General features: G+C 67.8%; 15 protein-coding genes. 9 read left to right on the forward strand and 6 right to left on the reverse strand.

Translation table 11 applies throughout. The features are described from left to right. The first annotated feature begins 28 nt into the window (after positions 1 to 28). From mmsA to RZE79_RS04770, 7 genes are all read left to right on the forward strand, one after another. Positions 29 to 1,555 (forward strand): multiple monosaccharide ABC transporter ATP-binding protein, encoded by a 1,527-nt coding sequence (gene mmsA, locus RZE79_RS04740; RefSeq protein ID WP_319361092.1) that lies wholly within the window; start codon positions 29 to 31, stop codon positions 1,553 to 1,555. Beyond that, a complete protein-coding gene (gene mmsB / locus RZE79_RS04745) occupies positions 1,542 to 2,750 on the forward strand; it encodes a multiple monosaccharide ABC transporter permease (protein ID WP_319359232.1) in 1,209 nt (402 codons plus the stop codon). The genes mmsA and mmsB overlap by 14 nt, the downstream gene beginning before the upstream one ends. A gap of 4 nt (positions 2,751 to 2,754) precedes the next feature. After that, a complete protein-coding gene (locus RZE79_RS04750) occupies positions 2,755 to 4,281 on the forward strand; it encodes a sugar ABC transporter ATP-binding protein (RefSeq protein ID WP_319359233.1) in 1,527 nt (508 codons plus the stop codon). A 674-nt stretch (positions 4,282 to 4,955) separates the two neighbouring features. Beyond that, positions 4,956 to 5,990, forward strand: a complete 1,035-nt coding sequence (locus RZE79_RS04755; RefSeq protein ID WP_319359234.1) for an ABC transporter permease — start codon at positions 4,956 to 4,958, stop codon at positions 5,988 to 5,990. Further along, the gene (gene yjfF, locus RZE79_RS04760; RefSeq protein ID WP_319359235.1) at positions 5,987 to 7,015 is read left to right on the forward strand and encodes a galactofuranose ABC transporter, permease protein YjfF; all 1,029 of its coding nucleotides are present in this window, start codon (positions 5,987 to 5,989) and stop codon (positions 7,013 to 7,015) included. Before RZE79_RS04755 ends, yjfF begins: the two co-directional genes overlap by 4 nt. Positions 7,016 to 7,025: 10 nt before the next feature. After that, positions 7,026 to 8,762 (forward strand): IlvD/Edd family dehydratase, encoded by a 1,737-nt coding sequence (locus RZE79_RS04765; protein ID WP_319359236.1) that lies wholly within the window; start codon positions 7,026 to 7,028, stop codon positions 8,760 to 8,762. A 7-nt stretch (positions 8,763 to 8,769) separates the two neighbouring features. Then, positions 8,770 to 9,687, forward strand: coding sequence for a dihydrodipicolinate synthase family protein (locus tag RZE79_RS04770; RefSeq protein WP_319359237.1), 918 nt, complete (start codon positions 8,770 to 8,772; stop codon positions 9,685 to 9,687). A 45-nt stretch (positions 9,688 to 9,732) separates the two neighbouring features. Here RZE79_RS04770 and RZE79_RS04775 read toward each other — a convergent pair whose 3' ends face one another. From RZE79_RS04775 to RZE79_RS34765, 6 genes are all read right to left on the reverse strand, one after another. Next, positions 9,733 to 10,002 carry a hypothetical protein gene (locus RZE79_RS04775; protein ID WP_319359238.1) on the reverse strand — a complete coding sequence of 90 codons (270 nt, stop codon included), beginning with the start codon at positions 10,000 to 10,002 and terminating at the stop codon, positions 9,733 to 9,735. A gap of 147 nt (positions 10,003 to 10,149) precedes the next feature. After that, positions 10,150 to 10,656, reverse strand: a complete 507-nt coding sequence (locus RZE79_RS04780; protein WP_101491098.1) for a hypothetical protein — start codon at positions 10,654 to 10,656, stop codon at positions 10,150 to 10,152. A 46-nt stretch (positions 10,657 to 10,702) separates the two neighbouring features. Next, positions 10,703 to 11,119 carry a hypothetical protein gene (locus RZE79_RS04785; protein ID WP_153280545.1) on the reverse strand — a complete coding sequence of 139 codons (417 nt, stop codon included), beginning with the start codon at positions 11,117 to 11,119 and terminating at the stop codon, positions 10,703 to 10,705. Between the two features lie 206 nt (positions 11,120 to 11,325). After that, positions 11,326 to 13,893, reverse strand: a complete 2,568-nt coding sequence (gene cphA, locus RZE79_RS04790) for a cyanophycin synthetase (protein ID WP_319359239.1) — start codon at positions 13,891 to 13,893, stop codon at positions 11,326 to 11,328. A 90-nt stretch (positions 13,894 to 13,983) separates the two neighbouring features. Further along, complete coding sequence (cphA, locus tag RZE79_RS04795) at positions 13,984 to 16,230, reverse strand: cyanophycin synthetase (protein WP_319359240.1); 2,247 nt, start codon at positions 16,228 to 16,230, stop codon at positions 13,984 to 13,986. A gap of 190 nt (positions 16,231 to 16,420) precedes the next feature. After that, positions 16,421 to 16,618, reverse strand: a complete 198-nt coding sequence (locus RZE79_RS34765) for a hypothetical protein (protein ID WP_373696538.1) — start codon at positions 16,616 to 16,618, stop codon at positions 16,421 to 16,423. Between RZE79_RS34765 and RZE79_RS04800 the strand changes: the two genes are divergently transcribed. Together RZE79_RS04800 and RZE79_RS04805 are read left to right on the forward strand one after the other, a co-directional pair. Beyond that, positions 16,601 to 18,658, forward strand: a complete 2,058-nt coding sequence (locus RZE79_RS04800) for an ABC transporter ATP-binding protein (RefSeq protein ID WP_373696539.1) — start codon at positions 16,601 to 16,603, stop codon at positions 18,656 to 18,658. The genes RZE79_RS34765 and RZE79_RS04800 overlap by 18 nt on opposite strands. Beyond that, entirely contained in the window at positions 18,658 to 19,146 is a 489-nt protein-coding gene (locus RZE79_RS04805) for a DUF1854 domain-containing protein (RefSeq protein WP_319359242.1), read from the forward strand. The genes RZE79_RS04800 and RZE79_RS04805 overlap by 1 nt, the downstream gene beginning before the upstream one ends. Positions 19,147 to 19,233: the final 87 nt, after the last annotated feature.

Raw genomic sequence — 19,233 nt, forward strand, 5'->3', positions numbered from 1 at the left:
CCAGGCAGGCGAACGCACGATCCTCGAGATGCGCGGGATCACCAAGACGTTTCCCGGGGTGAAGGCCCTGAGCAACGTCAACCTCGCCGTGCGCGCGGGGGAGATCCACGCGGTGGTCGGCGAGAACGGCGCGGGCAAGTCGACGCTCATGAAGGTGCTGAGCGGCGTCTACCCGTGCGACTCGTACACCGGCGAAATCTATTTCGAGGGCGAGCTGCGCCGCTTCAAGACGATCGCCGACAGCGAGAAGCTCGGCATCATCATCATCCATCAGGAGCTGGCGCTGGTGCCGCTGCTCTCGATTGCCGAGAACCTGTTTCTCGGCAACGAGATCGCGAGCGGCGGCGTGATCGACTGGTTCGCTGCCTATGCGAAGACGCGCGAGCTGCTGGCGAAGGTGGGACTCAAGGAGCTGCCCACCACGCTCGTGACCGACCTGGGCGTGGGCAAGCAGCAGCTGGTGGAAATTGCGAAAGCGCTGGCCAAGGAGGTGAAGCTCCTGATCCTCGACGAGCCCACCGCCAGCCTCAACGAGAACGACAGCGATGCGCTCTTGATGCTGCTGCTCGAGCTGAAGCGCCAGGGCATCGCCTCGATCCTCATCTCGCACAAGCTCAACGAGATCGCCAAGGTGGCCGACGCGATCACCGTGCTGCGCGACGGCGCGACGGTGGAGACGATGGACTGCGCAAAGCAGGCGATCAGCGAAGACCGCATCATCCGCGGCATGGTGGGCCGCGACATGGAACACCGCTACCCGCAGCGCTCGCCCAAGATCGGCGAGACGGTGCTCGAAGTGCGCGACTGGCGCGTGCACCACGCGCTGCATGCCGACCGCGAGCAGATCAAGGGCGTGAACCTGCACGTGCGCCAGGGCGAGATCGTCGGCATCGCGGGCCTCATGGGCGCGGGCCGCACCGAACTCGCGATGAGCGTGTTCGGCAAGTCGTACGGCCAGCGCATCAGCGGTTCGGTGCGCATGCATGGCAAGGCGGTGGACGTGAGCACCGTGCGCAAGGCCATCGACCACGGCATCGCCTACGTCACCGAAGACCGCAAGGGCCTCGGGCTGGTGCTGGAAGAAGGCATCCGCAAGAACATCAGCCTCGCGAACCTCGATGCGATTTCCGAGCGCTCGGTGATCGACGACGGCCGAGAATTCAAGGTCGCCAACGACTACAAGAAGGCGCTGAACATCCGTTGCTCGGGTGTCGAGCAGCCGGTGGTCAACCTGTCGGGCGGCAACCAGCAGAAGGTGGTGCTGAGCAAGTGGCTCTTCACGAAACCCGAGCTGCTCATATTGGACGAACCCACGCGCGGCATCGACGTGGGCGCCAAGTACGAGATCTACACCATCATCGACCAGCTCGCGAGCGAGGGCAAAGGCATTCTCATGATCTCTTCCGAACTGCCGGAGTTGCTCGGCATGTGCGACCGCATCTACGTGATGAACGAGGGCCGCTTCGTGGCCGAGTTCACGGCGGCCGAGGCGTCGCAGGAGCGCATCATGCATGCGATCGTGAGCGCGGGGAGCAGTGTCCATGTCTCAGCCTGAAGCCAACGCGGTGCAAGGCGCCGCTCCTGTTGTTGCCGCGAAGCTCCATGTGGGCTTCCTGAAGAACAACCTGCGCGAATACGGCATGCTGATCTCGCTGGTCGCGATCATGGTGCTGTTCCAGGTGCTGACCGACGGCACGCTGCTGCGGCCGCTGAACCTCACCAACCTGCTGCTGCAGAACAGCTACGTGGTCATCATGGCGCTGGGCATGCTGCTGGTGATCGTGGCAGGGCACATCGACTTGTCGGTGGGCTCCGTGTGCGGCTTCATCGGCGCGCTCGCGGCGGTGCTGATGGTGGAATACGAATGGCACTTCGTGCCGACCGCACTCATCAGCATCGCGGCCGGTGCCGTCATCGGTGCGGCGCAGGGCTGGTTCGTGGCGTTCCGCAAGATCCCGTCGTTCATCGTCACGCTCGCGGGCATGCTGGTGTTCAAGGGGCTCACGCTGGCACTGCTCGCGGGGCAGTCGGTGGGGCCGTTTCCGGTCGAGTTCCAGCGCCTGAGTTCGGGCTTCATTCCCAATCCGCTCGGTGGCGACACCTTGCGCACCACCTCGCTGGTGGTGGGCGCGCTCGCGGCCGCGGCGCTGGTGTTTTTCAAGCTGCGCGGTCGCGCGAAGCTCAAGGCGCATGGCATGGAGCAGGAACCCTATGCGTTCTTCCTCGTGAAGAACCTGTTCTTCGCGGCGATCATCCTGTTCTTCAGCTATTTGCTCTCGACCTACAAGGGCCTGCCCAACGTGCTGATCGTGATGGCGGTGCTGATCGTGGTGTACGACTTCGTCACCAACCGCACGACCATCGGCCGGCGCATCTACGCGCTCGGCGGCAACGAGAAGGCCGCGCGGCTGTCGGGCGTGAAGACGCAGCGGCTCGCGTTCCTCACCTTCGTGAACATGGGCGCGCTCGCCGCGCTCGCGGGCCTCGTGTTCGCGGCGCGCCTGAACACGGCCACGCCCAAGGCGGGCCTGGGCTTCGAACTCGATGTGATTGCCGCCTGCTTCATCGGCGGCGCATCTGCTTCGGGCGGCGTGGGCCGCGTGATGGGCGCGGTGATCGGCGCCTTCATCATGGGCGTGATGAACAACGGCATGTCGATCCTGGGGATCGGCATCGACTACCAGCAGGTCATCAAGGGGCTGGTGCTGCTGGCGGCGGTGTTCATCGACGTCTACAACAAGAACAAGTAGCCGCATGACCGAGCACACGACCACAGCAGCCCCCGTGCTCGAGCTGCGGGGCATCCGCAAGCAGTTCGGCGGCATCCCGGTGCTGAACGATGTCCAGCTGCGGCTGTACCCGGGCGAGGTGCATGCGCTGATGGGACAGAACGGCGCAGGCAAGTCGACGCTGATCAAGGTGCTCACGGGCGTGCTGCCATCGAGCGGCGGCGAGATGTTCTTCGACGGCCAGGCCATCCGGCCCGGCTCGCCGCTGGAGGCGCAGAAGCTGGGCATCAGCACGGTCTACCAGGAGGTGAACCTGTGCCCGAACCTCTCGGTGGCGGAGAACGTGTTCGCGGGGCGCTATCCGCGCTGCGGCGCGCTGCAGGGCTTTCGCATCGACTGGGCGGCGGTGAACCGCCGCGCGGCCGAACTGCTGGCGCGCATCGGGCTCGATATCGACGTGACGCGCCTGCTGTCCAGCTACTCGGTTGCGGTGCAGCAGCTGGTGGCGATCGCGCGCGCGCTCGGCGTGTCGTCGAAGGTGCTGATCCTCGACGAGCCGACATCGAGCCTGGACGACGACGAGGTCGAGAAGCTGTTCGAGGTGCTGCGGCGTTTGCGCAGCGAAGGGCTGGCGATCGTGTTCGTCACGCACTTCCTCAACCAGGTGTACGCGGTGTCGGACCGCATCACGGTGCTGCGCAATGGCCACTGGGTGGGCGAGTGGAAGGCTGCGGACCTCGGGCCGCAGGCGCTGATCGCGGCGATGCTCGGGCGCGAGCTGGCGGCGCAATCGGCGCGGCCCGCGGCATTGCCGGCGTTCGACGAAGCGGCGCCTGCGCTGCTGCAGTCCGAAGGGTTGGGGCAGGCCGGGCAGTTGCAGGCGACCGATCTGCGCGTGCGTGCGGGCGAAGTCGTCGGCATCGCGGGGCTGCTGGGCGCGGGGCGCACTGAACTTGCGCGGCTGCTGTTCGGGCTCGAATCGCCGGACCGTGGTGTGTTGAAGATCGACGGCCGCTCGGTCACTTTCTCGAATCCGGCCGATGCGATCCGCGAAGGGCTCGCGCTGTGCCCTGAAGAACGCAAGACGGATGGCATCGTGGCCGAGCTCTCGGTGCGCGAGAACATCGCACTCGCGCTGCAGGCTCGATTGGGCACGCGGAAATTTCTCTCGCACGCGGAGCAGACCGCGATGGCCGAGCGCTTCGTTGCGTCGCTGGGCATCAAGACGGCGAGCGTCGAAACGCCGATCGGCCTGCTGTCGGGCGGCAACCAGCAGAAGGCCATGATCGCGCGCTGGCTCGCGACCGAGCCGCGCCTGTTGATCCTCGATGAGCCGACGCGCGGCATCGACGTGGCGGCCAAGCAGGAAATCATGGAAGAGATCCTGCGGCTCGCGCGCGCAGGCATGGCAGTGATCTTCATCTCGTCGGAAATGAGCGAGGTGGTGCGCGTCGCGCATCGCATCGTGGTGCTGCGAGATCGCAAGAAGGTGGGCGAACTGCCGGGTGGTTCGACCGAGGACGAGGTGTACGAAATGATTGCTGCCGCATGACGCACACGCTGTCTTCGCGTTGTCCCCTCTCCCGCTTGCGGGAGAGGGCTAGGGTGAGGGTAGAGGCCGTCGATAAGCAGCCGGCCTTTGCGTGGGCCGCACCCTCACCCCAACCCTCTCCCGCAAGCGGGAGAGGGAGCAAGACCGATGCGTTGCTGCTCGGTGTTCAAGGCCGCGTGCCCCCATCCCAGCCTTCCCCCGGAAGGGGAAGGAGCAAGGCAGAAGCCATGAACCGCCGCGATGTGTTGTCTTTCTCCCTCCCCCTCTGGGGGAGGGCAGGGGTGGGGGCAAGCGGCCTTCACCGCCGCGCAGCGTTCGAGGCTGCGTGCCCCCATCCCAGCCTTCCCCCGGAAGGGGAAGGAGCAAGGCAGAAGCCATGAACCGCCGCGATGTGTTGTCTTTCTCCCTCCCTCTCTGGGGGAGGGCAGGGGTGGGGGCAAGCGGCCTTCACCGCCGCGCAGCGTTTGAGGCCGCGTGCCCCCATCCCAGCCTTCCCCCGGAAGGGGAAGGAGCAAGGCAGAAGCCATGAACCGCCGCGATGTGTTGTCTTTCTCCCTCCCCCTCTGGGGGAGGGCAGGGGTGGGGGCGCGCGGCCTTCACCACCGCGCAGTCTTCGAGGCCGCGTGCCCCCATCCCAGCCTTCCCCCGGAAGGGGAAGGAGCAAGGCAGAAGACATGAATCGCCTCTCCTCCCTCATGAGCCACCGCCTCGCGTGGCCGCTCATCACGCTGCTGCTCCTGCTCGCCATCAACACCGCCTTCAACGCCAGCTTCCTGCACCTCGAATGGCGCGACGGCCATCTCTACGGCAGCCTCATCGACATCGTGAACCGCGCAGCGCCGCTGGTGCTGGTCTCGCTCGGCATGACGCTCGTGATCGCCACGCGCGGCATCGACATCTCGGTCGGTGCGGTGGTGGCCATCGCGGCAGCGGTCGCGGCCTGGATGATCGGCGGCTCGGTGTCCAGCGACGTGAGCCGCTTCCCGATGCCGCTCGCGATCCTTGCGGCGCTTGCCGTCTCGCTGCTGTGCGGCCTCTGGAACGGCGTGCTGGTCGCCAAGGTCGGCATGCAGCCGATCATCGCGACGCTGATCCTCATGGTCGCGGGGCGCGGCATCGCGCAGCTCATTGCCGACGGGCAGATCATCACGATCTACTACAAGCCTTTCTTCTTCCTCGGTAGCGGCTACCTGCTGGGGCTGCCGTTCTCGCTGTTCATCGTGGCGGCGGTGTTCGTGCTGCTGTACCTGGCGATCACGCGCACGGCGCTCGGCCTGTTCATCCAGGCGGTGGGCATCAACCCGACAGCGGCGCGCGTGGCGGGCATCCAGTCGCGGCGGCTTGTTGTCGGTGCGTATGCGTTCTGCGGTGCGTGCGCGGGCGTGGCGGGCCTCTTGATCAGCTCGAACGTGAAGAGCGCGGACGGCAACAACGCGGGGCAACTGCTGGAGCTCGATGCGATCCTCGCGGTCACGCTCGGCGGCACGGCGCTGACCGGCGGGCGCTTCAGCCTCGTGGGCAGCGTGATCGGCGCGCTCATCATCCAGACGCTGACCTACGCGATCTATTCGCTGGGCGTGCCGCCAGAGATCAACCTCGTGGTGAAGGCGGTGGTGGTGTTCGTGGTGATGCTGATGCAGTCGCCGGAGTTCAGGGCGGAGGTTCGGTCGCTGGTGCAGCGGCCGGTGCATGACGGGAGCAGGGCATGAGCGCGGTGATCGAGGCTGCACCCTCACCCCAACCCTCTCCCGCGCGCGGGAGAGGGGGCAAGAAGGGGCTCAATCCGAAGTACCTGCCGCTGACTGCGACCATCTCGCTGTTCGTGCTGATGGCGACGCTGGGCTCGGTGTTTTACGACGGCTTCTTCTCGGCGCAGGTGTTCCTCAACCTGCTGATCGACAACGCCTTCCTCATCGTCGTGGCGGTCGGCATGACCTTCGTGATCCTCTCGGGCGGCATCGACCTGTCGGTGGGCTCGGTGATTGCGCTCACGACGATGGTGTCGGCCTCGCTGGTCGAGAAGCACGGGTGGAGCCCGGCCATCGTGATTCCGCTGGTGCTCGCGATGGGCACGGCCTTCGGCGCGTTCATGGGCCTGCTCATCGAGCGCTTCCGGCTGCAGCCTTTCATCGTCACGCTCGCGGGCATGTTCCTCGCGCGCGGGCTCTGCTATCTCATCAGCATCGATTCGATCAGCATCACCAACGCGTTCTACTCCGAGGTCTCGCAGGTCCGCATTCCCATCTGGGGCGAGGCCTCGGTTTCGATCAGCGCGGTGATCGCCGTCGCAGTGCTGCTGGCCGCGGTGTTCATCGCGCACTGCACGCCCTTCGGCCGCGCGGTGTACGCCATCGGCGGCAGCGAACATTCGGCGATGCTCATGGGCCTGCCGGTGCGCCGCACGCTGGTGGGCGTGTACACGCTCTCGGGCTTCTGCTCGGCGCTGGCCGGCGTGATCTTCACCTTCTACATGCTCTCGGGCTACGGCCTGCACGCGGTCGGGCTGGAGCTCGACGCGATCGCGGCGGTGGTGATCGGCGGCACGCTGCTCACGGGCGGCGTGGGCTATGTGGCGGGCACGCTCTTCGGCGTGCTGATGCTCGGAATCATCCAGACGCTGATTTCCTTCGACGGCACGTTGAGCTCGTGGTGGACCCGCATCGTGGTCGGCGCGCTGCTCTTCGTGTTCTGCCTGCTCCAACGCTTCTTCACCTTGCGCGCCCCGCGCCGCTGACCACTTCCCCATGACAAAGAAATTGCGCTCGACCGAATGGTTCGGCTCCGCCGACAAGAACGGCTTCATGTACCGCAGCTGGATGAAGAACCAGGGCATTCCGGACCATGAGTTCGATGGCCGGCCGATCGTCGGCATCTGCAACACCTGGTCGGAACTCACGCCGTGCAACGCGCACTTCCGCAAGATCGCCGAGCACGTGAAGCGCGGCATTTCGGAGGCGGGCGGTTTCCCGGTCGAGTTCCCGGTGTTCTCGAACGGCGAGTCGAACCTGCGACCGACCGCGATGCTCACGCGCAACCTCGCGAGCATGGATGTCGAAGAAGCGATTCGTGGCAACCCGGTCGATGCGGTGGTGCTGCTCACCGGCTGCGACAAGACCACGCCCGCGCTGCTGATGGGCGCGGCGAGTTGCGACATCCCGGCCATCGTCGTCACCGGCGGGCCGATGCTCAACGGCAAGCTCGACGGCAAGAACATCGGCTCGGGCACCGCTGTGTGGCAGCTGCACGAATCGTTGAAGGCCGGCGAGATCGACCTGCACCAGTTCCTCTCGGCCGAGGGCGGCATGTCGCGCTCGGCGGGCACCTGCAACACGATGGGAACGGCCTCGACCATGGCCTGCATGGCCGAGGCGCTGGGCACCTCGCTGCCGCACAACGCGGCGATACCGGCGGTCGATGCACGGCGCTATGTGCTCGCGCAGATGTCGGGCATGCGCGCGGTGCAGATGGCCAAGGAAGGGCTCACGCTCTCGAAGATTCTCACGCGCGAGGCCTTCGAGAACGCGATCCGCGTGAACGCGGCCATCGGCGGATCGACCAACGCGGTGATCCACTTGAAGGCGATTGCGGGCCGCATCGGCGTCGAGCTCGAACTGGAAGACTGGACGCGCATCGGCAGCAACACGCCGACCATCGTCGATCTCATGCCTTCGGGCCGATTCCTCATGGAGGAGTTTTATTACGCGGGCGGCCTGCCCGCCGTGCTGCGCCGCCTCGGCGAGAACGGCCTGCTGCCGCACCCCGATGCGCTCACCGTCAACGGCCGGTCGATCTGGGACAACGTGCGCGACGCGCCGAGTCTCGACGACGAGGTGATCCGCCCGCTCGACAACCCGCTGATCGCCGACGGCGGCATCCGCATCCTGCGCGGCAACCTGTCGCCGCGCGGCGCGGTGCTCAAGCCCTCGGCGGCCACGCCCGAGCTGCTGAAGCACCGCGGCCGCGCCGTGGTGTTCGAGAGCCTGGAGCACTACAAGGCGCGCATCGTCGATGAAGACCTCGACATCGACGCGAGCTGCGTGATGGTGCTGAAGAACTGCGGCCCCAAGGGCTACCCCGGCATGGCCGAGGTCGGCAACATGGGCCTGCCGCCGAAGCTGCTGCGCCAGGGCGTGAAGGACATGGTGCGCATCTCGGATGCGCGCATGAGCGGCACGGCGTATGGCACGGTGGTGCTGCACGTCGCGCCCGAAGCCGCCGACGGCGGGCCGCTCGCGGCGGTGCGCGATGGCGACTGGATCGAGCTCGATTGCGATGCGGGGCGATTGCACCTCGACATCAGCGATGAAGAGCTGGCGTCGCGCCTCGCGTCGTTGTCCGCCTCCGATGCGCAGCCCATGAGCACGCGCGGCGGCGGCTACCAGAAGCTCTACGTGAACCATGTGCTGCAGGCCGATGAAGGCTGCGACTTCGATTTCCTGGTCGGCTGCAGAGGCTCGGCCGTTCCCCGTCACTCCCATTGATCTCACCATGACCCCCCGATACCGCGGCATCTTCCCGGTGGTGCCCACCACCTTCACCGAACAGGGCGCGCTCGACCTCGAAAGCCAGAAGCGCTGCGTCGATTTCATGATCGACGCGGGCTCCGACGGCCTGTGCATCCTCGCGAATTTCTCGGAGCAGTTCGTGCTGTCCGACGACGAGCGCGAGGTGCTCACGCGCACGGTGCTTGAACATGTGAAAGGCCGCGTGCCGGTCATCGTGACCACCACGCACTACAGCACGCAGGTCTGCGCCGAGCGCAGCCGCCGCGCGCAGGACATGGGCGCGGCGATGCTGATGGTGATGCCGCCGTACCACGGCGCGACCTTCCGCGTGCCGGAGCCGCAGATCCATGAGTTCTACGCGCGGCTCTCCGATGCGGTGAGCATTCCGATCATGGTCCAGGACGCACCCGCGAGCGGCACGGTGCTGTCGGCGCCGTTCCTTGCGCGCATGGCGCAAGAGATCGAGCAGGTCGCGTACTTCAAGATCGAGACGGCCGGTGCGGCGTCGAAACTGCGGGAGCTGATTCGCCTGGGCGGTGATGCCATCGAAGGCCCATGGGACGGCGAAGAAGCCATCACGCTGATGTCCGACCTCGATGCCGGTGCGACCGGTTCGATGACCGGTGGCGGTTATCCCGACGGCATCCGCCCGATCATCGAAGCGCACCGCGCGGGCGACCGCGACAAGGCCTTCGCGCTCTACCAGCAGTGGCTGCCGCTCATCAACTACGAGAACCGGCAGGCGGGCCTGCTGGCCTGCAAATCGCTCATGAAGGAGGGCGGCGTGATCGCTTGCGAGGCGCCGCGGCATCCGCTGCCGGCGATGCACCCCGCGACGCGCGCCGGCCTCATCGAGACCGCGAAGCGGCTCGATCCGTTGGTGCTGCGCTGGGGGAAGTGAAAAGGCAAAAGGCGGGCCCGGGGACCGGACCGCCATGGGAAGGGCTCAGGAAGCGGCGGCGTTGCCCGCTTCGAGTTCGGTGACTTGCAGCGAGAGATCGAACAGCTTGGACTTGCTGGCGTAGTAGCGGTCCAGGCGCCACTCCTTGAGGATGTCCATCGCGAGTTCGAAGCTCTTGTAGTCGAGGCTGTAGAGCGTGATCAGCTCGAAGCTGCGTTCGGATTCGAGCGCCAGCACCAGCTGGGCAAGGATCTTGGCCGATTCGTTGGCCGGGTCCGTTTCGATGAATCGGCGAGCGACCTTGATGGCATTCATGGGAAAGTGTTCCTCGGTTGGCAGGGACCGGGAACTATAGCTAGCACCTGCCTTTTTTTTGTGACGGTTTCATGACAGGCGAGGGCATCGCGACGGGAGCGCCCGTCGGTGTTATCACCGAGGCGCTCCCGGGGGATGCGCATCGCGTCACTGCAGCGGCATTGGTGCCGGGCGCGGCATGGGCCTCGGCATGGGCATGGGCATCGGTTCCGCAGGCATGGGGGCCGGCATCGGCGCGACCATTGGCGGCGGCAGTGAGGTGGCCGGTATGTTCACTACGCGGGTCGAGACCGACTCGCGGATCACGCCGCCGCCCATCACGCTGCCATCGACATTGCTGCGGATGTTGCCCTCGCTGCCCAGCACGCGCGCTTCGCAGTCGGCGCGCTCGGCCGGCGGCTGCAGGCCGCAACGGGCCACGGCGTTGGCGCGGTAGTCGGGCGCTGAGGTGAGGCCGCCGCGTGCCGCGGCCTGGCGTGCGGCGCCGGCTTCGCGGATGCAGGCGGCGCGGTCCTGCTGGTTGTGGCCGCAGACCGCAATCTCTTGCTGGTAGGTGCTGCCGCCGTCGCCACGGGCGGCCGTGGCGATGGTGGTGGTGGCCAGCCCGCTGAGTGCGAGCAGGGCAAAGATCATCGAACGCGCGTTGTTTGGCATGGTGTGCTCCTTGGCGTATCGGGAATGAAAGACCGGCCCGTTTCGATCAACGCGACGGCTGCACGGGTTGCGGCGGCAGCGGGGTGACGGTTTCGCGGATCACGCCGCCGCCCATCACGCTGCCTTCGGTCGAGGTGCGCGCACCACCGCGGATGCGGGCTTCGCAGTCCGGACGGTCAGCCACCGGTTGCTCACGGCAGCGTGCGAGCGCGTTGGCGTCTTCGCGTCCTTCGCTCGGCGTGGTCAGGCCCTGGCGGCCCGCTTCCTGGCGCGCGGCGCCGGCTTCGCGCAGGCAGGCGGCGCGGTCCTGTTGCACGCCGTCACAGGTGGCACGTTCTTTCTGCATCCGGGCGTCGCTGCCGGGCGCCTGGGCCGAGGCCAGCGGTGCGCCGGCCATGAAGAAACCGCCGACCGCAACGAGCGCGGCAGCCGAAAAAGTGGCACGGAGGGAATGGGTCGTCATCGGGGCTCCTGGAAAGGGCGCGCCGTGCGAACGAACAAAAGGAAGACAAAAGCACGCAGGGCGCGACCGGTCCCCAGTGTGGGCCGGCCGGTGGCGCGGGGCTGTGGGACAAGCCGCACGCCGTGGAGCGGGCCGGACGCGCCCCTGCGTGTGGGACACGTCCGTCAGCGCAAGGAGGGCGTGCCTCCTGCGCTGCGATGCGGGGATCAGCCCTGCGCGATGCGCTGCGCGAGGTGGGCCAGCGCCTCTTCGACCTGGTCGACGAGGATGAGCGACAGGTCGCCCGGTTGCAGCCGCGCCAGCGCGGTGTCGATGGCGACGAACTCGCCGCGAATTTCGTCGATCTGGCGCGTGCGCGACGCGCCCTGCAGGCCCTGGCGCAGCAGCGCCATGACTTCGCCGTCGGCACGGCCGCGCTGCGCTGCGTCCTGGTACAGGATCACGTCGTCGAAGGCCTGGCCGAGGATTGCGGTCTGGTCGCGAATGTCCGAATCGCGCCGGTCGCCCGCGCCGCTGATGACCACCGAGCGCTTGTTGGCGGGCATGGTGTCCACGGCCGACACCAGCGCCTTCATGGCGTCGGTGTTGTGGCCGTAGTCGGCGATCACGGTGGCGCCGCGGTAGTCCATGACGTTGAAGCGTCCGGGCACGCCGGCCGCGTCGTTCATGAAGCTCGACAGGCCGCTGCGGATGGTGTCCCAGTCCAGGCCCACGGCCCAGGCTGCGGCCACCGAGGCCATCACGTTGTCGACCTGGAAGCCGATGGTCCCGCCGCGCGTGATGGGCACGTCGCGCAGCGCGATGCGCTCACGCCACGAGCCTTCGGCGGCCACCAGCGTGTCCTGGTCGACGTACACGGTGCGCTTGCCCTGCGCGCGGTGCGTGGCCATCACCGGGTGCATGCGGTCGGCAGCGAAGAAGATGACATGGCCGGGGCAGGTGGCCGCCATGGCGGCGACGTTCACGTCGGCCGCGTTGAGCACCGCGTAGCCGTCGGCGGCCACGTTGCGCACGATCACGCGCTTGAGCACCGCCAGGTCTTCCACCGTGGTGATGTAGTTCAGGCCCAGGTGATCGCCGCTGCCGATGTTGGTGACCACGGCCACCTCGCAGCGGTCGAAGCCCAGGCCCTCGCGCAGCACGCCGCCGCGGGCCACTTCGAACACGGCCGCATCGACGTCGGGGTGCATCAGCACGTTGCGCGCGCTCTTGGGGCCGCTGCAGTCGCCGCTGTCGGTCTGGCGGCCGTTGACGTACACGCCGTCGGTGTTCGTCATGCCGGTGCGCAGGCCGCTGGAGGCAATGATGTGGTTGATGAGGCGCGCGGTGGTGGTCTTGCCGTTGGTGCCGGTGACGGCCACCACGGGAATGCGGCCGTCGTCGCCGGGCGCGAACAGCGTGTCCATCACGGCTTCGCCGACCGCGCGGCCGCGGCCGAACGAGGGCGAGATGTGCATGCGCAGGCCGGGCGCGGCGTTCACTTCGACCACGCCGCCGTGCTGCTCCTCGAGCGGGCGCAGCACGTTCTCGCAGACCATGTCGACGCCGCAGATGTGCAGGCCGACCATCTGCGCCGCATCGACGGCGCGCGCGGCCACTTCGGGGTGCACGGTGTCGGTCACGTCGGTGGCGGTGCCGCCGGTCGAGAGGTTGGCGTTGTTGCGCAGCACGACGCGCTGGCCCAGCTCGGGCACGCTCTCGGGCGTGAGGCCCTGCGACTCGAGCCGGCCGATGGCGATGTCGTCCAGGCGGATCTTGGTGAGCGAGGTGGCGTGGCCTTCGCCGCGGCGCGGATCGAGGTTCACGGTGTCGATCAGCTGGCGCACGGTCGAGCTGCCGTCGCCGATGACCTGCGGCGGGTCGCGGCGTGCGGCGGCCACGAGGCGGTCGCCCACCACGAGCAGGCGGAAGTCGAAGCCGGGCAGGAATTTCTCGACCATCACTTCGCCGTACACGGCGGCCGAGTCGTAGGCCGAGGTGAGTTGTTCGCGCGTGGTGATGTTCACCGTCACGCCCTTGCCCTGGTTGCCGTCCTGCGGCTTCACCACGACCGGCAGGCCGATTTCTTCGGCGGCAACCCAGCCGTCGTCGGCACTGACCACGGGTCGGCCCAGCGGCACCGGCACGCCGGCGGCGTTGAGCAGTTGCTTGGTGAGTTCCTTGTCCTGCGCGATGGCTTCGGCCACGCCGCTGGTGCTGTCGATCTCGGCGGCCTGGATGCGGCGCTGCTTGGAGCCCCAGCCGAACTGCACCAGGCTGCCGCTCGTGAGGCGGCGGTACGGAATGCCGCGCGCCACGGCGGCATCGACGATGGAGCCGGTGCTTGGGCCCAGGCGCTCCGATTCGTCGAGGTCGCGCAGCTCGGTGATGGCGGCGTCGGCGTCGAACGGGGTGTCGGCCAGCGCGGCCTGGATCAGTTCTTCGGCCAGGGCCAGCGCGCGGCGGCCGACGTCTTCCTCGGAGTACTGCACGGTGACCTGGTACACGCCTTCTTCGGTCGTCGGTGCGGTGTTGCCGAAGTTGACGGCGCAGCCGGCCTGGGCCTGCAGCGCCACGGCGGCGTTTTCGAGCACGTGGGCCAGCGCCAGCGGCTGGCCGAGCACCATCGGATGCAGCTCGCCGATGGTCGGGAAGCGGGCGCGCAGACGGGCTTCGAACCCGTCGAGCTTGCCGACGGCGTTCTCGTCGCCTTCGCAGGCCACGACGGCCTCGATGGTGGTGTGGCGGCTCCAGAGATTGGGGCCGCGCAGGGCGCGGATGCGGGTGACTTTCATGGGGCTACGGCACGGGGCGCGCGGTTGCAGTGATCTTGCGGAGTGACCTGGTGGGCGCCGGCCCCGCGGGTGGCGGGGCAGCGCATCGGGTCATGCCAGTTGTTGTTGTGAAGGCGAAAGTGGCGAGGTCTGCGACAGCTGCAGCGAGGCCAGGGCCGCCTGCAGGTCGGCTTCGAAGGCTTCGACGCCGGCGCCGATCAGGTTGAGCGGAATGCCCAGGGCCCAGCCGGCGGCCACGGCGGCCAGCAGGCTCTCGAGGCTCACGCCGACGTGGGTCGCGCGCCAGATGGTCAGGCGGCCCAGGCCGGGCAGGAACGATTCGCTCGTGCCGTTGGCCAGCACCACGCGGTCCTGGCGGACCAGCACGGCCTTGCCGCCGGCGGCCTGGTGCGCGGTGAGCGCGGCGGCCTGCGGGTCGGTGCCGTAGAGGATGACGGCGCCATCGCACAGCGGCGCCAGCGCGGCGATGCGCGGCTCGTCGGCGTTCAGCACGGCCGTGCCTTCGGCCAGCACCACGTCGACCTGGGTGCGCAGCACCTTGACCATCTGGTCGCTCTCGGTGATGTCGTAGTCGGCCAGGGCTTCGGAGCCCTCGAGGTCGGTCACGATGCCGACTTCGCAGCGGTCGTAGGCCAGGCCGTCGCGCAGGATGGTTTCGGCGCCGTTCTCGATCACCACGGCCTCGACGGCGCGGTTCACGAGCAGGCGGTGGCCGGCGTCCCAGTTGGCGCTGTTGCGTGCGTCGACGCGGCGGCGTTCGAGGAACAGGCCGTCGCGGCAGGCCAGGCCGGTGTGGCGCCCGCCGAGGTTGATGAGCCAGGCCACCAGGCGTGCGAGCACGGCGGTGTCGCGCGAACCGGCCACGCCCACCACGGGGATGCGGCCGGGCGCGTCGTTGGGGAACAGGTGGTCGCAGATGGCGCGGCCCACGGGGCGCGGCGAGCCGATGGCCGGCTTCAGGTGCATCAGCAGGCCGGGGCCGGCGTTCACTTCGACGATCGCGCCGCCCTGCGGGCCCAGCGGCTTGGAGATGTCTTGCGCGACCATGTCGATGCCCGCGATGTCCAGGCCGACCACGCGGGCGGCGAGCACGGCGGCGTGCGCCACCTCGGGGTGCACGAGGTCGGTGCAGTCGTAGGCCATGTTGCCGTTGCGCTGGATCGTGACCACGCGGCCGGCGGCCGGCACCGAGGTGCCGTCGAGTTCCTGGCGCTTGAGTTCCAGCTGCAGCTTGGCGTCGGTGGCCAGCACGATCACGTCGAGCGGAAACTCTTCTTCGGCGCCGCGGCGCGGGTCGCTGTTGAGCTGCTTGTCGATCAGCCCGGCCACGGTGTTGGTGCCGTCGCCGGTCACGGTGATGATCTCGCCGCGCGCGGCCGCCACCACCTCGCCGCCCACCACCAGCAGGCGGTGTTCGTGGCCGCGGATGAAGCGCTCGACCATCACGTCGCTGCCTTCGGGCTCGGCGACCGCGAAGGCGGCCATGATTTCTTCGCGCGTGGTCAGTTCGAGCGACACGCCGCGGCCATGGTTGGCGTCCGACGGCTTCACGACCACCGGCAGGCCGATGTCTTCGGCGGCTTCCCAGGCTTCTTCGGGCGACTCGACGACCTGGCCGTGCGGCACGGGCACGCCGCAGCTCGCAAGCAGCGACTTGGTCAGTTCCTTGTCGCTGGCAATCGATTCGCCGATGGCGCTGGTGTAGTCGGTTTCCGCGGTCCAGATGCGCTGCTGGTTGGCGCCGTAGCCCAGCTGCACCAGGTTGCCGCTGTTCAGGCGCATGTGCGGAATGCCGCGGTCGGTGGCGGCGGACACGATGGCCGCGGTGCTCGGGCCGAGGTAGCAGTCTTCGACCTTGGCCTTGACCGCCTCGACCGCCGTTTGCACGTCGGCCGCGGTGAACGGGTCGTTGTTGATGGCCGCCATCAGCAGGCGGTGGCCTTCGGTCAGCGCCACGCGGGCGACCTGCTCGTCACGGGCACGGAACACCATGCGGTACACGCCGTGCTCCGAGGTGCTGCGGGTTTGCCCGAAGCCGGTCGGCATGCCGGCCAGGTTCAGCAGCTCGATCACGACATGCTCCAGCACGTGGCCCGACCAGGTGCCTTCGGTGAGGCGCTGGATGAAGCCGCCGCGCTCGCCCACGCCGCAGTGGTGCTCGATGAGCGCCGGCAGCAGGGTGGTCAGCCGGTCGGTGAAACCGTCGATCTTGTTGGAGGGGAAGTCTTCCAGTTGACCCAGGTCGAGCCAGACTTCGAGCACCGGACGGTAGGTCCAGAGGTTGGGACCGCGCAAATAGTTAATGCGCAGCAATTGGATGTCGTCGAAACGGGTCATGCAAACGTTCGATGTGCTTTGGCCGAGCACCACGGCGCCTTCAAGCGCACCCATGGCGATCGGTCAGAATCGGCGCCCGACCAAGGACGCCATGACGCGGTCCCTGCGGCCCGCGACGGGCAAGAGTCAAATAAACACAATGCAACATCACGATCCAGTCGGCGCCCAGGCGGGCGAAACGGAGGCGGTTTCAGGCGTGCTGAAAAGCCGACTCGCAGGCGCTGAAAACGTTTCGGTAACACTTGCGGTTGACCTCGACGACCAACTTCGATTCGCCACCGGCCTCGTTGCCCTGACCGACCAGCGGCTCATCGCCCTGGAACCCGGCGGCGAATGGCGTGAGTGGCCACTCTCCGATCAGGCCTTGGAAATGCGTCTTTCCGACCATGCGGGCGTCGGAACCCTCGACCTCATCGGGCCCGCCGGGCAGCTCGCCCGCTGGCGCTACACGCTCGCCGGCCAGCCGGCGGCACTCAAGATGCTCAAGTTGTTCGGCCAGCGCGCGGCGCCGGCTGTCACGAAGGCGACAGAAGAGGTGCCCGAGGGGCTCGAGGCCGACAGCACCGACACCGAACTGCAAACGCCGCCCTCGACCTGGGTGCTGCTGCGCCTGGGCCGCTTTGCGGGGCCGTACCGCAAGCAGCTGATCCTCGGGTTTGTCCTGACCCTGATTTCCACGGCCGCCACGCTGGTGCCGCCGTACCTGACCATCCCGCTGATGGACGACATCCTGATCCCGTTCCAGAACGGGCAGAAGATCGACTCCGGCCGGGTGGGCCTCTACCTGGGCGGCCTGCTGATCGCGGCGCTGGTCGGCTGGGGGCTTGGCTGGGCGCGCACCTACCTGCTGGCGCTGGTGTCCGAGCGCATCGGCGCCGACCTGCGCACCACCACCTACGAGCACCTGCTGACCCTGCCGCTGGACTATTTCGGCGGCAAGCGCACCGGCGACCTCATGGCCCGCATCGGCTCGGAAACCGACCGCATCAACGTCTTTCTGTCGCTGCACGCGCTCGACTTCGCGAACGACGTGCTGATGATCGTCATGACGGCGGTCATCCTGTTCTCGATCAACCCGCTGCTGGCCGTGGTCACGCTGGTGCCGCTGCCGTTCATTGCCTGGATGATCCACGTCGTGCGCGACCGCCTGCGCACCGGCTTCGAGAAGATCGACCGCGTCTGGTCCGAAGTGACCAACGTGCTGGCCGACACCATTCCCGGCATCCGCGTGGTCAAGGCCTTTGCGCAGGAGCGCCGCGAAGCCGAGCGCTTCCGCGTCGCCAACGCCTACAACCTGCAGGTCAACGACAAGCTCAACCGCACCTGGTCGCTGTTCACGCCGACCGTGTCGCTGCTCACCGAAATCGGCCTGCTCGTGGTCTGGGCCTTCGGCATCTGGCAGGTGGCGCGCGGCAGCATCACGGTGGGTGTGCTCACCGCGTTCATCGCCTACATCGGCCGCTTCTACACGCGGCTCGATTCGATGAGCCGCATCGTCTCGGTCACGCAGAAGGCCGCGGCCGGCGCCAAGCGCATCTTCGACATCCTCGACCACGTGAGCAACGTGCCCGAGCCGGCCAACCCCGTGAAGGTGGAGCGCGTGCAGGGCCGCATCGAGATGAGCGGGCTGGGCTTTCGCTACGGCTCGCGCGCCGTGATCCACGACCTCGACCTGACCATCGAGCCCGGCGAAATGATCGGCCTCGTGGGCCACAGCGGCTCGGGCAAGAGCACGCTGGTCAACCTGATCTGCCGCTTCTACGACGTGACCGACGGCGCCATCAAGGTCGACGGCACCGACATCCGCCGCTTCGCCGTGGCCGACTACCGCCGCCACGTGGGGCTGGTGCTGCAGGAGCCGTTTTTGTTCTTCGGCACCATCGCGCAGAACATCGCCTACGGCAAGCCCGACGCCACGCGCGAAGAGGTCGTGGCCGCAGCCCGCGCGGCCCACGCGCACGACTTCATCCTGCGCCTGCCGCACGGCTACGACTCGCTGGTCGGCGAGCGCGGCCAGGGCCTGTCGGGCGGCGAGCGCCAGCGCATCAGCATTGCGCGCGCACTGCTCATCGACCCGCGCATCCTGATCCTCGACGAGGCCACCTCGGCCGTCGACACCGAGACCGAAAAGGAAATCCAGAAGGCGCTCGACAACCTCGTGCAGGGCCGCACCACCATCGCCATCGCGCACCGTTTGTCCACGCTGCGCAAGGCCGACCGCCTCGTGGTCATGGACCGCGGCGAGGTGGTCGAGGTCGGGCCGCACGACGCGCTCATGGCCAAGCAGGGCGCCTACTGGCGCCTGTACCAGGCGCAGTTGCGCCAGGGCGACGAAGACGATGTGAGCGAAGGCGCGGCCGACGAGCGCGCCAACGCACAGGCGCCGCTGGCCGTGAGCCACGCCGCCCATCCGGCAGGGGACGTGTGATGAGCAGCACCAGCAATACCAACACCAACAGCTTTGAACTCGCACGCGACACCTTCGGCCGCCTCGTGCTGACCGACGCACAGGGCGAGCGCCATGTGGGCGTGACGCCCGTGCGCGCCTTTCCGCTGAGCGCGCCCAACGAGGGCGTGTCGCTCGTCGGCAGCGAAGGCCGCGAACTCGTGTGGGTCGACCGCGTCGACCAGCTGCCCGCGCCCACGCAGGCGCTGCTGACCGAAGAACTCGCGGTGCGCGACTTTGCGCCGACGCTGCTGAAGCTGCACGGCGTGTCGAGCTTCGGCGTGCCCAGCACCTGGACCGTGAGCACCGACCGCGGCGACACCAGCTTCGTGCTCAAGGCCGAGGAAGACATCCGCCGGCTCGACGGCGGTGCGCTGCTCATCGCGAGCGCGCACGGCGTGCAGTTCCGCATTCCCGATACCAAGACGCTCGACCGCGCCTCGCGCAAGCTGCTGGAGCGCTTTCTCTAGAAGCCACCGAACAGGGCGGCCCGCAGCCGCATCGATCGGCTGCGAAAATCACGCATTTGCACTACAGCGGCCCCGCCGTTGACGGAC

It is taken from the genome of Variovorax sp. EBFNA2 (assembly GCF_033802765.1).
Lineage (GTDB): Bacteria > Pseudomonadota > Gammaproteobacteria > Burkholderiales > Burkholderiaceae_C > Variovorax > Variovorax paradoxus_H.